This window comes from Buttiauxella massiliensis (assembly GCF_902500225.1).
In the GTDB taxonomy this organism is placed as follows: Bacteria; Pseudomonadota; Gammaproteobacteria; order Enterobacterales; family Enterobacteriaceae; genus Buttiauxella; species Buttiauxella massiliensis.
This window is the reverse complement of the sequence record NZ_LR722649.1, coordinates 288,312-303,070: the sequence shown is the minus strand read 5'-3', so window position 1 is coordinate 303,070 and position 14,759 is coordinate 288,312. Positions and strand designations below refer to the sequence as shown.

Here is a 14,759-nt window from a genome sequence, read left to right as displayed (position 1 = left end):
ATTTTCTCACTATGCAAAAAGTTGTCCTCGCGACCGGTAACGCCGGTAAAGTGCGTGAACTCGCCGATTTACTGGGCGATTTTGGTCTGGATGTCGTGGCGCAAACTGAGCTGGGCGTTGAGTCAGCCGAAGAAACCGGCCTGACGTTTATCGAGAATGCGATTCTGAAAGCACGCCATGCATCACAAGTTACCGGCCTGCCTGCAATTGCCGATGACTCCGGTCTGGCTGTTGATGTACTGGGTGGTGCTCCGGGGATTTACTCCGCACGCTATGCAGGTGTTGATGCCTCAGATCAGCAGAACCTGGAAAAGTTACTGGCTACACTGAAAGATGTGCCGGACGATCAGCGCAAAGCACGATTCCATTGCGTGCTGGTCTATATGCGCCATGCAGAAGACCCCACTCCGCTGGTTTGCCACGGCAGTTGGGAAGGCCAGATTACCCGTGAATCTGCGGGTGAAGGTGGCTTCGGCTACGACCCTATTTTCTTTGTCCCGAGTGAAGGCAAAACTGCCGCTGAACTGACTCGTGATGAAAAACGTGCGATTTCCCACCGCGGACGCGCACTAAAACTGTTACTGGAAGCAATGAAAAATGGCTAATTTGCCACCTCTGAGTCTCTATATTCACATCCCGTGGTGCGTACAGAAGTGCCCCTACTGTGACTTCAACTCTCATGCACTCAAAGGCGACGTACCGCACGACGAGTATGTCACCCACCTGTTGCGCGATCTGGAAAATGACGCGCCAATGGCACAAGGACGTGAAATAAAGACCATCTTTATTGGTGGCGGTACGCCGAGTCTGCTTTCAGGCGAGGCGATGCAAAACCTGCTCGACGGTGTGCGTGCTCGCCTGCCGTTGGCAGCAGAGGCGGAAATCACAATGGAAGCTAATCCCGGGACGGTAGAAGCAGACCGTTTCGTGAGTTACCAGCGCGCCGGCGTGAACCGCATTTCTATCGGTGTGCAGAGTTTCAGCGAACCGAAACTCAAGCGCCTGGGGCGTATTCACGATTCAGGCGAAGCGAAACGTGCAGCACATCTGGCTAGCGGGCTTGGCTTGCGCAGCTTTAACCTGGATCTCATGCACGGCCTGCCGGATCAATCTTTGGAAGAGGCGCTCGACGATTTGCGCCAGGCGATTGAGCTCAATCCTCCGCATCTTTCGTGGTATCAGCTGACGATTGAGCCGAATACTTTGTTTAGCTCACGCCCGCCGAAATTGCCGGATGACGATGCGCTATGGGATATTTTCGAGCAAGGCGACAAGCTGTTGACCGCTGCGGGATATCAGCAATATGAAACCTCAGCCTATGCAAAACCGGGTTACCAATGCCAGCACAATCTGAACTACTGGCGCTTTGGTGATTACCTGGGGATTGGCTGCGGTGCGCACGGTAAAGTTACATTTCCAGACGGCCGTATTTTGCGCACCGCAAAAACACGCCATCCGCGCGGTTATATGGAAGGTAAATACCTCGATAAGCAGCACGATGTTGAACAAGCCGACAAGCCATTCGAGTTCTTTATGAACCGTTTCCGCTTGCTGGAAGCAGCGCCACGCAACGAATTTAGCCTGTATACCGGACTCGATGAGTCGGTGATTCGTGCGCAGTTAGACGAAGCGATTGCGAAGGATTATTTGGTTGAGACAGAAGATTTTTGGCAGATTACCGAGCACGGAAAGCTGTTTTTGAATTCGTTATTAGAGATTTTTCTGGCCGACTGATTAGCTGTCGGATGACGCGCAGCGTCATCCGACATTATTTCGGCTTAAATATTCTTCACCCGGCTGGTCAAAATCAACGCCAGCACCGACAGCCCGGCAATCAGCCAGTACACCGAATGGTGCCCAAAACTTTCCGCCAGCGCTCCCTGTAGCACACCCGCCAGAATAACACCCGTTGAAATACTATTGGTGAATAGTGTGGTTGCTGAACCCGGCCTGCCCGGCATTAAATCCTGGAACCACAACATTCCAATACCCGCGACGATACCGATAAACACCGCGTTAAAAAGCTGGAGCAACAGCAGCGCCGTGCGGCTATGGAATAGAATCAAGCCGACGTAGAACAACACGCCAGCCGCCACAGCAATCACCATCATGCGCCGCTTACCAAAGCGCTTCACGTAATAGCCTGCAAGTATCATTGCCGGGATCTCAAGTCCCGCAGCCGTTCCCATCAGAAGCCCCGCCAGCGATTCAGGCAACCCTAAATCACTACTGACCCACAGAGGCATATCAATGATGTACATGGTGTTGCAGGTCCACATCAGCATTGAGGCGATAAACAGCATACGGACGTTTTTATCTTTCCAGCCGCTGACTTGCGTAAGGGCAACATCCGCGGGCTGCTCAATCCTTGCAACTGAAGGAAGTGCGAAGAATATTAGCGCGAGCGAGATAACGAAAATCCCGGCCGCGATAAGAAACATAGTGGTAAAACCGTAGTTTAGCGCCAGCATAAACGATAATGGCGGCCCGATAACCCACGCAAGGGAGAGCTGCGCACGCATGATTGAGCTGAACATCACCACTTCACGTGCTGAGTTATCTGCATACTCACGAGCAAGAGCGAAAATTTGCGGCATGGCGGTATTTGCAATTGAGGCAAACATGACGCCAATAGTAATTAACGTCAGGTAATGGCGGTTAAAAGCAAACAAAATGCAGTTTGCTACGGCCATCACACAGCAAACCATAATCAGTTTGCGACGGTCGCCCCGGCTATCGGAACGTTTTGCCAGCGCGAGACTGACCAGGATCCCGGCTATCGCATTGACGGTATAAAACAACCCGACCCAGAAAGGTCGCACCTGCACTTCGCGCGTTAAAAAAAGGCTAAGAGTTGGCGTCTGAAGAGCCCCCGCAATCCCCATCATAAAAGCTACTGCCATAAACGCAGCGTATACCGGATTGAGGCGTCGTCCTCGTGTCAAAAACCACAGCATGCAGAAATTCCTTTTGTTCGAGCGCTCATTGGGTGTGCAAAACGTAAACTATACCCTAATGACGGGTATAAAAAAGCCAGCAGGAACAATCTGCTGGCCAGGTGAAATTCACCAATTCTCAGTCACACATGTATCAACGAGTTAGTGCTTCCCGGTCTCGGGAACGGTAATTTCCCACTGCATTAAGTCCTCGAGCATCTTCAGTCGTTGCGATGCTGTCAGGCGAGCCAGCCATCCAGCGGAAACATTTTGTGTTGCGGCAAAATACTGATGATAAAACTTAATAACTGGTGACCGTTTCATATGCACCTCCTCGCTTTCAACGTTGATGATTATTGGCGTAATATGAGGAAAGTTAAATTGATGAGTTTCTGACGGGAGTTCCTCTTTTATGTCCAGCAGTCGTCTGCAACAACAGTTCATACGTTTATGGCAAAACTTTGAAGGTAAGCCGCAGGAAACCACGCTCAATGAGCTGGCAGAGCTGCTGAATTGCTCCCGTCGCCATATGCGTACGCTGCTTAGTGCAATGCAGGAAACGGGCTGGCTCAGTTGGAAAGCAGAGGTCGGGCGCGGCAAGCGTTCACAGTTGGAATTCCTGTATACCGGCCTTGCACTGCAACAACAGCGGGCTGAAGATCTTCTTGAGCAAGACAGGATTGATCAACTGGTGCAGATCGTTGGTGATAAAGCCGCAGTACGCCAAATGTTGATTTCCCATCTTGGCCGCAGCTTCCGTCAAGGGCGGCATATCCTTCGCGTTCTCTATTACCGTCCACTGTTAAATCTATTACCAGGCTCGGCTTTACGTCGTTCAGAAACCCATATTGCCCGGCAAATTTTCAGTGGGTTAATCCGCATAAATGAGGAAAATGGGGAACTGGAGCCAGATATCGCCCATCACTGGCAGCAAATTTCCCCATTACACTGGCGTTTTTATCTGCGCCCCGGCGTTCATTTCCATCATGGACGTGAGCTGGATATGCTTGATGTGATGACTTCCCTGCAACGCATTAATAGTTTGCCGCTGTATTCGCACATCACGCAAATCACCTCTCCAACTGCATGGACGCTGGATATCACGCTCTCGCAACCCGACCAATGGCTACCTTGGTTATTGGGCAGTGTTAACGCGATGATTCTGCCGCGTGAATGGCAAACCCTAAGCAATTTTTCCCGCCAGCCCGTCGGTACTGGGCCGTACTCTGTTGTGCGCAATAACACTAACCAGCTGAAGATTCAGGCTTACGATGATTACTTCGGCTATCGCGCATTGATTGACGAGGTAAATTTCTGGGTACTGCCGGAAATTGGCGAAGAGATGAGTTGCGCGGTGCAACTCTCAGGGATGCCCGACAGCGAGAAAGCGATTGAAAGCCGCCTTGAAGAAGGCTGTTATTACATTCTGTTCGATAGCCGTTCAAAATCGGGCAGCAATCCAGAAGTGCGCCGCTGGCTGAGTCACGTTCTGGCACCAATTCACCTGCTGTATAGCGCGGGCGAGCAAAATCAGCAGTACTGGTTCCCGGCGTACGGTTTGCTGCCGCGCTGGCACCACGCTCGCCCACAACCGGTGCTCGAAAAACCTGATGGTCTGGAATCTGTAACGCTGACGTTTTACCGCGACCACGTTGAACACCGCATGATCAGTAAAGTGATGGAAGAATTGCTGGCTCGCGCAGGCGTTAAGCTTGTGGTGCAGGAAGTCAGCTATGAGGAGTGGCACCAGGGCGATGCAGAAAGCGATATCTGGCTTAACAGCGCAAACTTCACTCTGCCTTTAGAATTCTCCCTTTATTCGCATCTGTATGAAGTCCCTCTGATTCAAAAATGCATCGAAAATGACTGGGAAACCGATACCCGGAAATGGCACAACGGCGAGCTTTCTCTGCCAGAATGGTGCCAAAAGCGAGTTGAAAACAATGATATTTTGCCATTAATCCACCATTGGTTGCGCATTGAAGGGCAGCGCAGTATGCGCGGCGTGCGAATGAACACACTGGGCTGGTTTGATTTTAAATCGGCGTGGTTTGCACCACCGGAACCGCAATCTGTGAATACAGGTAAAGAGCTTTCGTAAGTTTCACAAAATCATTACAATGCACGCGTTCTCAACGGGGTGCTAAGACGAAAGTCTGGCTGAGATGATACCCGTCGAACCTGATCCGGATAACGCCGGCGAAGGGATTTGAGGCTCAATTCTCAAAGTCCTTTGCCACCCCTAATTTAAAGAGGTGCAAAGTGTTCAAAAAATTCCTGCCGTTACTGGCGCTCGTCGCCGCCCCTGTTTTCGCCAAACCCCTGCTGACTGTTTACACCTACGACTCTTTCGCTGCCGACTGGGGCCCAGGCCCTGCGGTAAAAAAAGCCTTTGAAGCAGACTGCAATTGCGAGCTGAAATTCGTCGCACTCGAAGATGGCGTGTCACTGCTTAACCGACTGCGCATGGAAGGTAAAAACAGCAAAGCCGACGTGGTTCTGGGGCTGGATAACAATCTGCTGGAAGCGGCTGCGCAAACCAAACTGTTCGCGCCGAGCAACATTGACACTGGTTCACTAAAAATCCCAGGTGGCTGGAATAACAATACGTTTGTGCCGTTCGATTACGGCTATTTCGCTTTTGTGTATGACAAAAACAAACTCAAAAACCCGCCGAAAAGCCTGAAAGAACTGGTCGAAAGTGACCAAAAATGGAAAGTGATTTACCAGGATCCACGCACCAGCACCCCAGGTCTCGGCCTGCTGTTATGGATGCAAAAAGTATATGGCGACAAAACGCCTGAAGCCTGGGCGAAACTGGCCAAAAAAACCGTTACCGTCACCAAGGGCTGGTCTGAAGCCTACGGTCTGTTCCTTAAAGGCGAAAGCGACCTGGTGATGAGCTACACCACCTCTCCGGCATATCACATCATCGAAGAGAAAAAAGATAACTACGCGGCAGCCAATTTCAGCGAAGGGCATTACTTGCAGGTGGAAGTTGCGGGTCGCCTGGCTTCAAGCAAGCAGCCAGAGTTGGCAGCGAAATTCATGAAGTTCATTACCACGCCTGAGTTCCAGAACACCATTCCAATCGGCAACTGGATGTACCCGGTCACAGACGTGAAATTGCCAGAAGGCTTTAATGGTCTGGTAAAACCGCAGACCACGCTGGAATTTAGCCCGCAAGACGTCTCTTCCCATCGCGCCAGCTGGATCAGTGAATGGCAACGCTCCGTCAGCCGCTAATTCCCGTCTGGCTGATTCCAGGGCTATGCGCCGCCACTCTCGTGGTAGCCGTAGCCCTGGCGGCTTTTCTGGCGCTGTGGTTTAACGCGCCGCAAACCGATATCCGCGCGTTGGTGCAGGATAGCTATTTGTGGCACGTACTTCGCTTTTCCTTCTGGCAGGCATTTCTTTCAGCCACCCTTTCGGTGTTCCCGGCCATTTTTCTTGCCCGTGCGCTTTACCGACGCCGTTTCCCTGGGCGATTAGCACTGTTACGTCTGTGCGCCATGACGCTGGTTTTGCCAGTGTTGGTGGCAGTGTTCGGTATTCTGACGGTGTATGGCCGTGAAGGCTGGCTGGCCTCACTGTGCGCCTGGCTTGGCATCGAATGGGGGTTCTCACCCTATGGCCTGAAAGGCATTTTGCTGGCCCACGTCTTTTTCAACCTGCCAATGGCTACACGCCTGCTGCTTCAGGCGCTGGAAAATATCCCCAGCGAACAACGACAGGTCGCCGCACAGCTTGGCATGCAGGGTTGGAACTTCTTCCGTTTTGTCGAATGGCCGTGGCTACGCCGCCAGATTCTCCCCGCCGCCGCGCTTATTTTTATGCTCTGCTTCGCCAGTTTTGCCACCGTGCTTTCGCTCGGCGGCGGGCCGCAGGCAACCACCATTGAACTGGCCATCTTCCAGGCACTCAGTTATGACTACGACCCTGCTCGTGCGGCACTGCTCGCAATAGTACAAATGGTTTGCTGTCTTGGCCTGGTGCTGATGAGCCAACGACTCAGTAAAGCCATTCCTGTGGGTATCAGCCAAATGCAGGGCTGGCGTGACCCACAAGATAACCTGCGCCGGAAACTGTGCGACGGATTGTTAATTTCACTCGCACTGTTGCTGCTGTTGCCTCCGCTGCTGGCGGTCATCATTGATGGCATCAACAGCGGTTTTAACAGCGTGCTGTCACAGCCGATTCTCTGGCAGGCATTATTCACCTCGTTAAGAATTGCAGTCGGCGCGGGATTGATAAGCGTAGTTATCACGGTAATGCTGCTATGGAGTTCACGAGAATTACGCCTGCGCAACCGCGCATTTGCCGGGCAAACGCTGGAATTGAGCGGCATGTTAATCCTCGCGATGCCGGGTATCGTGCTGGCGACGGGCTTTTTCCTGCTGCTCAATAACACTGTAGGTTTGCCGCAATCCGCCGATGGCATTGTGATTTTCACCAATGCATTAATGGCGGTTCCCTACGCCCTGAAAGTGCTGGAAAACCCTATGTTGGACGTGGCTGAACGCTACAACAAGCTGTGCCAGTCGCTGAATATCAGCGGCTTAAACCGCCTGCGTTATATCGAGTTGCGCGCCCTGAAGCGCCCACTTGCGCAAGCGCTGGCATTTGCCTGCGTGCTGTCGATTGGTGATTTTGGCGTAGTGGCGCTGTTTGGTAATGAAGATTTCCGCACGCTACCGTTCTACCTATATCAGCAAATTGGTTCATATCGCAGCCAGGATGGTGCCGCTACCGCGCTAATCCTGCTGATACTGTGCTTTGCTTTATTCACATTGATTGAAAAACTTCCGGGACGCCATTCCCAAAATGATTCAGGTTGCAGGAAGGCGGCAAGTGAATGAAGCAAGGGAACATACCTGGATGAAAGAAAGCAGCCAACACACCTGCAACTTGAAGGATGAAGGGAATGCTAACGCTAACTGATATAACCTGGCTCTATCACCATTTACCGATGCGCTTTTCGATGCAAATTAATGTCGGAGAGCGCGTTGCGGTGTTGGGGCCTAGCGGGGCGGGGAAAAGTACGCTGCTGAGTTTGATTGCCGGTTTTCTCACGCCTGCCAGCGGGCAGATTATGCTTAATGGCAATGACCATACGGCGACGGCACCCGCACAGCGCCCGGTGTCGATGCTGTTCCAGGAGAACAATCTTTTTAACCACCTGACTGTGCGCCAGAACATTGGGCTGGGGTTAAATCCTGGCCTGAAGCTTAATGCCGCACAGCTCGAACGTCTGGTAACAATTGCCAACCAAATGGCGATAAGCGATTTACTCGACAGGCTGCCAGCGCAACTTTCTGGCGGCCAGCGCCAGCGTGTCGCCCTCGCCCGCTGTCTGGTACGTGAACAACCGATTTTGCTGCTCGATGAGCCATTTTCAGCACTCGACCCGGCACTACGCCAGGAGATGCTGCAACTGCTTGATAACCTATGCCGCCAGCAGCAACTGACGCTATTGATGGTGTCACACAGTATTGAAGATGCAGCGCGAATCGCTGAAAGAAGTCTTGTGGTGGTCGATGGCCGTATCGCCTGGGATGGCGACACGGCAACCTTACTGAGTGGAGAAGCCAGCGCATCAGCACTGTTGGGCATTAGTGGTGCCCGGTGAGCACTTTCCAAAGAATACTGCGGTAAATCGGCATCATCGGGTGCATCTGGATTGCAACAAAGCTCCCCACAGCCAGCACCGTCATTGTTGGTGCTAACCAATGCAAACGAGATCGCGGCAAGTACTGAGTTAAACGGTCAGTACTTGCTTTACCACTGCGCCACCAGCGCCAACACAACCATCCCGCCAGCCACAGCCCCAGTGCTACTAGCAGCAAGAGCCATTTAAAGCTGCTACTTTGCATATCCGCAGGAATATCAATCGCGGCACCCGCCAGAATCCCCGGCAAGAAGTAGATGGGTGGCCAGAAAATGCAGCCAATAATGTTCGGGATGATAAATTTAGAAACCGGGAGGTCTAGCATGCCTGCGACCATCGGCACCAGCGGGCGTGTCGGGCCAACAAAACGGCCGACCAGGATGGTAAACATGCTGTGCTGATGCAGCGCATGCTCGGTTTTATCCAGCAGCGCTTTGTTCTTTTTCATAAACGACCAGCGATGCAGTGGCCCTTTAAAGCGGCCTCCCAGCCAGAACGAAATCCAGTCGCCCAACAGGCAACCGACAATTCCGGCAGCCCAGGCGTGATAAAAGCCCACCTGACCGCCACCAATCAGCGCGCCAAGCCCTGCCATCATGACTGTACCAGGAAGGATTAGCCCGACCAGCGCAAGTGATTCCAGAAAGGCCACCAGCATCACCGCGAAAAGTGAATACGCCACTGACTGAGTAATAAAGTGTTCCAGCAAAGCTTCCATAAAGCATCCGTCGAGAAACGAGTGGGCGATTCTCCTGAGTGATGAGACAACCGTCAAGACATCAATTGTATGAATATCCCCTTCATTCTTCACGCTGTAGATGCGTTGACTGCACCCGCTCGCCCCAGTCACATAGTTTGCTATGCTCCTGAGGACTTACAGTCTGGTAGCCTTTCCACAACGAGAATTATTTTGGGGATAGATAAATAGTAGTACCTACTCACAGCCTGCACGGAATTCACTCGGACTGGCACCGGTACATTTCTTAAAGACGCGAGAAAAATAGAGCTGGTCTTCAAAGCCGACATTGCGCCCGACGCTGGCAATCGGCATGCGGGTCGTGCTCAACAACAGTTTTGCCTGCAAGATGCGTTGGTCTTCGCGCCAGCTTAAAACACTGACACCAAGCTGCTGGCGGAACAGATGCGACAGACGTGAAGGCGATAAACAAACATGCTGCGCCACACCTGCAATATCAAAATGGTTATCGGCCAGATGGTCGCTGATGTACTGGCAGGCATCGCGAACGCGGTTATCAAGCGGTGGATTGAGGGATGCGCTCAGCACTTCCATACGCCGCAACAACAGCTGCTCTAATAGGTTAATCGCCAGTAATTCGGCGTAGCGCCCTTCTGCCTGCCCGGATTCAATTATCTGGCCAAACAACTGTGAAAAATTCTGCTGATGGGCGTCATCAGGACGGAAGAAACCGGTATGCGCAAAGATAGGGTCCCAGTTTAGCCACTCCTGCCAATACGCACGCGGGCGGAAGTAAACCCACTGGTGATACCACTCTTTGCTATCCGGAGCGCGGCCATAGTGATGCACCTCACCCGGAGGGAACAATAGAATATCGCCAGGGCGGCAAACGTAGTTTTTACCCTGATTATTGATAACTCCTTCACCCTTCACCGTTAAATTCAGGATGTAACCTTTCATTCCTAACGGGCGGTCGATGAAAAAATCCAGCGGCCCTTCGGCTTCAATCGGCGTTAATCCCGCGACTAAATGGGCATTAAAAGAGTACCCCGGCAACAGTGGGTCATTTTGCATTTCAGCCATCTACAAGCTCGCTATTCAAGAAGGGTGTAGAAACAATTTGTCCATATCCGTGCTATTCCTTGCCAGGGCAACACTGTCTGAACCGTAAACCGTCCGATTCTCATCATAAAGCCGCAATTTACCTGCACCTATGCTTTTTATCTGACAACCTGGGGGTTTTGTGAAGATAACCAAAGTGTTTATAAAAGTAGCAGAAATATCCACATCGATTATTTGCGGGGCGTCACACTTCTCAACGGAACAGCACATTTCTCCATAACTACAGCGAATACGACCTGACTGTTTTTCTGCATAAAAACTAATGTCATTTCCATAGATAACAGGTCAGGGAGTTTAAAAATGTCGATTGCGCTGGGCCTCGATTTTGGTAGTGATTCCGTTCGCGCTTTAGCCGTTGATTGTGAAAATGGTGCAGAGCTTGCGACCAGTGTGGAGTGGTATCCGCGCTGGCAAGAAGGCCAATACTGCGACGCCCCAAATAACCAGTTTCGCCATCACCCACGAGACTATATTGAGTCCATGGAACGCGCGGTTAAAACCGTTCTCGCCGAACTGACGGCTGAACAGCGCGCCCGGGTTTGTGGTATTGGCGTTGACAGTACCGGTTCAACTCCCGCGCCAATTGACGCTAACGGGAATGTGCTGGCACTCACCCCAGAATTTGCCGACAACCCGAACGCCATGTTCGTGTTGTGGAAAGATCATACTGCGGTTGAAGAAGCCGAAGCGATTACCCGCTTGTGCCACCAGCCTGGGAAAAATGACTATTCCCGTTATATCGGCGGCATTTACTCCAGCGAATGGTTCTGGGCAAAAATCCTGCACGTTACCCGTGCCGACCAAAAAGTAGCGCAAGCTGCTGTGTCTTGGATTGAATTGTGTGACTGGGTCCCGGCGCTGCTTTCCGGTACCACACAACCACAGGATATTCGCCGTGGTCGCTGTAGCGCCGGGCATAAATCCTTGTGGCATGAAAGCTGGGGCGGTCTGCCTCCGGCGAGTTTCTTTGATGAGTTGGATCCGGTGATTAACCAGAATCTGGCTTACCCGATGTTTACCGAAACATGGACTGCGGATATTCCGGTGGGCAACCTTTCCGCCGAATGGTCTGAGCGCCTTGGTTTGCCACAAAGCGTGGTAGTTTCCGGTGGTGCGTTTGACTGCCATATGGGTGCCGTTGGGGCTGGTGCACAGCCGAACACGCTGGTGAAAGTTATCGGCACTTCTACTTGCGACATTTTGATTGCCGACAAATCCACCGTTGGCGACCGCGCAGTAAAAGGTATTTGTGGGCAAGTTGATGGTAGCGTGATTCCTGATTTTATCGGCCTCGAAGCCGGGCAATCGGCGTTCGGCGATATCTACGCCTGGTTTGGCCGTGTCCTGGGCTGGCCGCTGGAACAACTGGCGCTTGCGCATCCGGAACTGCGCGAGCAAATCAACGCCAGCAAGAAGCAGTTGCTGCCAGCGCTTACTGAAGCCTGGGCGAAGAATCCTTCCCTTGAACATCTGCCGGTAGTGCTCGACTGGTTTAACGGCCGTCGCACCCCGAATGCCAACCAGCGCCTGAAAGGTGTAATCACCGATTTAAACCTGGCAACAGACGCACCAGCGCTATTCGGCGGGCTCATTGCCGCGACCGCGTTTGGTGCCCGGGCGATTATGGAATGCTTCACCGAGCAAGGAATTCCCGTCACTAACGTGATGGCACTTGGCGGAATTGCACGAAAATCCCCGGTCATCATGCAGGTCTGCGCTGATGTACTGAATCGCCCGCTACAGATTGTCGCTTCTGACCAGTGCTGTGCATTAGGCGCGGCCATTTTTGCCGCTGTTGCCGCGGGTATTCACGCAGATATTTCCCGTGCCCAACTCGCCATGGCCAGCCAGATTGAAAGCACACTGCAACCCGATTCTCAACGCGCCGAGCGCTTTGAACAGCTCTATCGCCGTTACCAGCAATGGGCGATTAGCGCGGAACAACACTATCTCCCTTCTGCCCCAGCTGCGGTTACTCGTGTAGCTCAGGCCACTGTGACCCATTAAGGACATGACGATGAACATTTTTGAACAATATGAAGTGTGGTTTGTAATTGGCAGCCAGCATCTCTACGGTGCGGAAACGTTGCGTCAGGTGAATCAACACGCCGAGCAGGTTGTGAATGCGCTCAACAAAGAAGCCAAACTGCCGTGCAAACTGGTGTTAAAACCATTGGGCACGTCGCCGGATGAAATTACCGCTATCTGCCGCGATGCCAGCTACAGCGATAAGTGCGCAGGGATGGTGGTGTGGCTGCACACCTTCTCGCCGGCAAAAATGTGGATCAATGGCTTGAGCATCCTGACCAAGCCGCTGCTGCAATTCCATACCCAGTTCAATGCGCAAATCCCATGGGGCAGCATTGATATGGACTTTATGAACCTGAACCAGACCGCGCATGGCGGTCGCGAGTTCGGTTTCATCGGCGCGCGTATGCGCCAGCAGCACACAGTGGTGACCGGCCACTGGCAAGATCCGCAAGCCCATCAACGCATTGGTTCCTGGATGCGCCAGGCGGTGTCAAAACAAGATACTCGTCAGCTAAAAGTGGTGCGTTTTGGCGACAACATGCGTGAAGTGGCGGTGACCGATGGCGACAAAGTTGCCGCGCAGATGAAATTCGGTTTCTCAGTCAATACATACGCCGTTGGCGACCTGGTTCAGGTCGTGAATGCTGTTAGCGACGGTGACGTCAATGCGCTGGTCGACGAATACGAAAGCAGCTATCGCCTGACAGCCGCCGCGCAAATCAACGGCGATAAACGCCAAAACGTCATTGATGCTGCACGCATCGAATTAGGGATGAAACAGTTCCTCGAATATGGCGGTTTCAACGCCTTTACCACCACCTTTGAAGACCTGCACGGCCTGAAACAACTTCCGGGCCTGGCAGTGCAACGCCTGATGCAGCAAGGCTACGGCTTTGCGGGCGAAGGCGACTGGAAAACCGCCGCTCTGCTTCGCATCATGAAGGTGATGTCAACCGGTCTGCAGGGCGGCACCTCTTTCATGGAGGACTACACCTATCACTTTGAAAACGGCAACGATATGGTGCTCGGTTCCCATATGCTGGAAGTTTGCCCATCCATTGCTCTTGCCGAAAAACCAATCCTCGATGTTCAACACTTGGGGATAGGTGGCAAGGACGATCCTGCACGTTTGATCTTCTCCACCCAAACTGGTCCGGCACTTAACGCGAGCCTTATTGATCTGGGCGATCGTTTCCGTCTGCTGGTGAACTGCGTTGATACCGTTGAAGCACCGCACCAGTTGCCGAAACTTCCTGTGGCGAATGCACTGTGGAAAGCGCAGCCGGATCTGCCAACCGCTTCTGAAGCATGGATCCTGGCAGGTGGTGCGCACCATACCGTGTTCAGCCAGTCTCTGACGCTTGACGATATGCGCCTGTTCAGCGAACTGCACGGTATCGAACTGGCGGTTATTGATAACGACACTCGTCTGCCGGCGTTTAAAGATTCGCTGCGCTGGAACGAGGTTTATTACAGCTACAAACGTTAGTCAGGAGAACGGTGGATGGCGCGTGCGTTATCCACCCTACAACTTCAAGTCGGTCGGATAAGCGCACGCGCCATTCGACACTAATTTGACCGGGACTTAATATGTTAGAAGATCTCAAACGTCAGGTACTCGAAGCGAATCTCGCGCTGCCGAAACATAATCTGGTCACCCTAACCTGGGGGAACGTCAGCGCGGTGGATCGCGAGCGCGGTGTGCTGATCATCAAACCGTCCGGTGTCGATTACAGCGTGATGATGGCAGAAGATATGGTCGTCGTGAGCCTCGAAACCGGTGAAGTGGTTGAAGGCAATAAAAAACCTTCGTCCGACACACCAACCCACCGCCTGCTGTACCTGCAATTTCCGCACATCGGCGGTATCGTCCATACCCACTCGCGCCACGCGACCATTTGGGCGCAGGCCGGGAAATCCATTCCCGCAACGGGCACCACCCAAGCGGATTACTTCTACGGCACCATTCCTTGCACCCGCAAAATGACCAATGAAGAGATCAATGGCGATTACGAATGGCAAACCGGCGAAGTAATTGTGAAAACTTTTGCTGAACGTGGAATCGACGCCGCACAAATGCCCGGTGTACTGGTGCATTCCCACGGTCCGTTCGCCTGGGGAAAAGACCCGGTCGATGCGGTACACAATGCTATCGTGTTGGAAGAAGTGGCCTATATGGGCATATTCTGCCGCCAACTTTCGCCTGAATTACCGGATATGCAACAGACACTGTTGGATAAACATTATTTGCGTAAGCATGGTGCGAAAGCTTATTACGGGCAGTAAACACTGTATATAAAAGCAG

At 52.5% G+C, this 14,759-nt stretch carries 13 protein-coding genes and 1 riboswitch; of the genes, 9 read left to right on the top strand and 4 right to left on the bottom strand.

Features of this window, described 5'->3' with window-relative positions; genetic code table 11:
• Positions 1 to 11 precede the first annotated feature (11 nt).
• Positions 12 to 605, top strand: a complete 594-nt coding sequence (locus tag GC128_RS03690; RefSeq protein ID WP_151993147.1) for an XTP/dITP diphosphatase — start codon at positions 12 to 14, stop codon at positions 603 to 605.
• Positions 598 to 1,734 carry a radical SAM family heme chaperone HemW gene (hemW, locus tag GC128_RS03685; protein ID WP_151993146.1) on the top strand — a complete coding sequence of 379 codons (1,137 nt, stop codon included), beginning with the start codon at positions 598 to 600 and terminating at the stop codon, positions 1,732 to 1,734. Before GC128_RS03690 ends, hemW begins: the two co-directional genes overlap by 8 nt.
• 44 nt (positions 1,735 to 1,778) lie before the next feature.
• Here hemW and GC128_RS03680 read toward each other — a convergent pair whose 3' ends face one another.
• Positions 1,779 to 2,957 (bottom strand): sugar efflux transporter, encoded by a 1,179-nt coding sequence (locus tag GC128_RS03680; protein ID WP_151993145.1) that lies wholly within the window; start codon positions 2,955 to 2,957, stop codon positions 1,779 to 1,781.
• Between the two features lie 141 nt (positions 2,958 to 3,098).
• The gene (gene sgrT / locus GC128_RS03675) at positions 3,099 to 3,260 is read right to left on the bottom strand and encodes a glucose uptake inhibitor SgrT (protein ID WP_151993144.1); all 162 of its coding nucleotides are present in this window, start codon (positions 3,258 to 3,260) and stop codon (positions 3,099 to 3,101) included.
• 88 nt (positions 3,261 to 3,348) lie between these two features.
• On the opposite strand from sgrT, the gene sgrR reads away from it, so the two are divergent.
• The 4 genes from sgrR to thiQ all read left to right on the top strand — a co-directional run bounded on the left by sgrR (position 3,349) and on the right by thiQ (position 8,565).
• The gene (gene sgrR, locus GC128_RS03670) at positions 3,349 to 5,037 is read left to right on the top strand and encodes an HTH-type transcriptional regulator SgrR (RefSeq protein WP_151993143.1); all 1,689 of its coding nucleotides are present in this window, start codon (positions 3,349 to 3,351) and stop codon (positions 5,035 to 5,037) included.
• 25 nt (positions 5,038 to 5,062) lie between these two features.
• A riboswitch (TPP riboswitch) is annotated at positions 5,063 to 5,162 on the top strand.
• A gap of 36 nt (positions 5,163 to 5,198) precedes the next feature.
• Entirely contained in the window at positions 5,199 to 6,182 is a 984-nt protein-coding gene (gene thiB / locus GC128_RS03665) for a thiamine ABC transporter substrate binding subunit (RefSeq protein ID WP_151993142.1), read from the top strand.
• The gene (thiP, locus tag GC128_RS03660; protein ID WP_151993141.1) at positions 6,158 to 7,795 is read left to right on the top strand and encodes a thiamine/thiamine pyrophosphate ABC transporter permease ThiP; all 1,638 of its coding nucleotides are present in this window, start codon (positions 6,158 to 6,160) and stop codon (positions 7,793 to 7,795) included. The genes thiB and thiP overlap by 25 nt, the downstream gene beginning before the upstream one ends.
• A gap of 65 nt (positions 7,796 to 7,860) precedes the next feature.
• Complete coding sequence (thiQ, locus tag GC128_RS03655; protein ID WP_151993140.1) at positions 7,861 to 8,565, top strand: thiamine ABC transporter ATP-binding protein ThiQ; 705 nt, start codon at positions 7,861 to 7,863, stop codon at positions 8,563 to 8,565.
• Here thiQ and GC128_RS03650 read toward each other — a convergent pair.
• Positions 8,549 to 9,322 (bottom strand): DedA family protein, encoded by a 774-nt coding sequence (locus GC128_RS03650; RefSeq protein ID WP_151993139.1) that lies wholly within the window; start codon positions 9,320 to 9,322, stop codon positions 8,549 to 8,551. The two genes, thiQ and GC128_RS03650, sit on opposite strands and share 17 nt — an antisense overlap.
• 216 nt (positions 9,323 to 9,538) lie before the next feature.
• Complete coding sequence (araC, locus tag GC128_RS03645; protein ID WP_151993138.1) at positions 9,539 to 10,384, bottom strand: arabinose operon transcriptional regulator AraC; 846 nt, start codon at positions 10,382 to 10,384, stop codon at positions 9,539 to 9,541.
• 339 nt (positions 10,385 to 10,723) lie between these two features.
• Between araC and araB the strand changes: the two genes are divergently transcribed.
• From araB to araD, 3 genes are all read left to right on the top strand, one after another.
• Positions 10,724 to 12,430 (top strand): ribulokinase, encoded by a 1,707-nt coding sequence (gene araB / locus GC128_RS03640; RefSeq protein WP_151993137.1) that lies wholly within the window; start codon positions 10,724 to 10,726, stop codon positions 12,428 to 12,430.
• A 10-nt stretch (positions 12,431 to 12,440) separates the two neighbouring features.
• A complete protein-coding gene (gene araA / locus GC128_RS03635; protein ID WP_151993136.1) occupies positions 12,441 to 13,943 on the top strand; it encodes an L-arabinose isomerase in 1,503 nt (500 codons plus the stop codon).
• Positions 13,944 to 14,044: 101 nt separating this feature from the next.
• Positions 14,045 to 14,740, top strand: a complete 696-nt coding sequence (gene araD, locus GC128_RS03630) for an L-ribulose-5-phosphate 4-epimerase (RefSeq protein WP_151993135.1) — start codon at positions 14,045 to 14,047, stop codon at positions 14,738 to 14,740.
• The last annotated feature ends 19 nt before the right edge of the window (positions 14,741 to 14,759 follow it).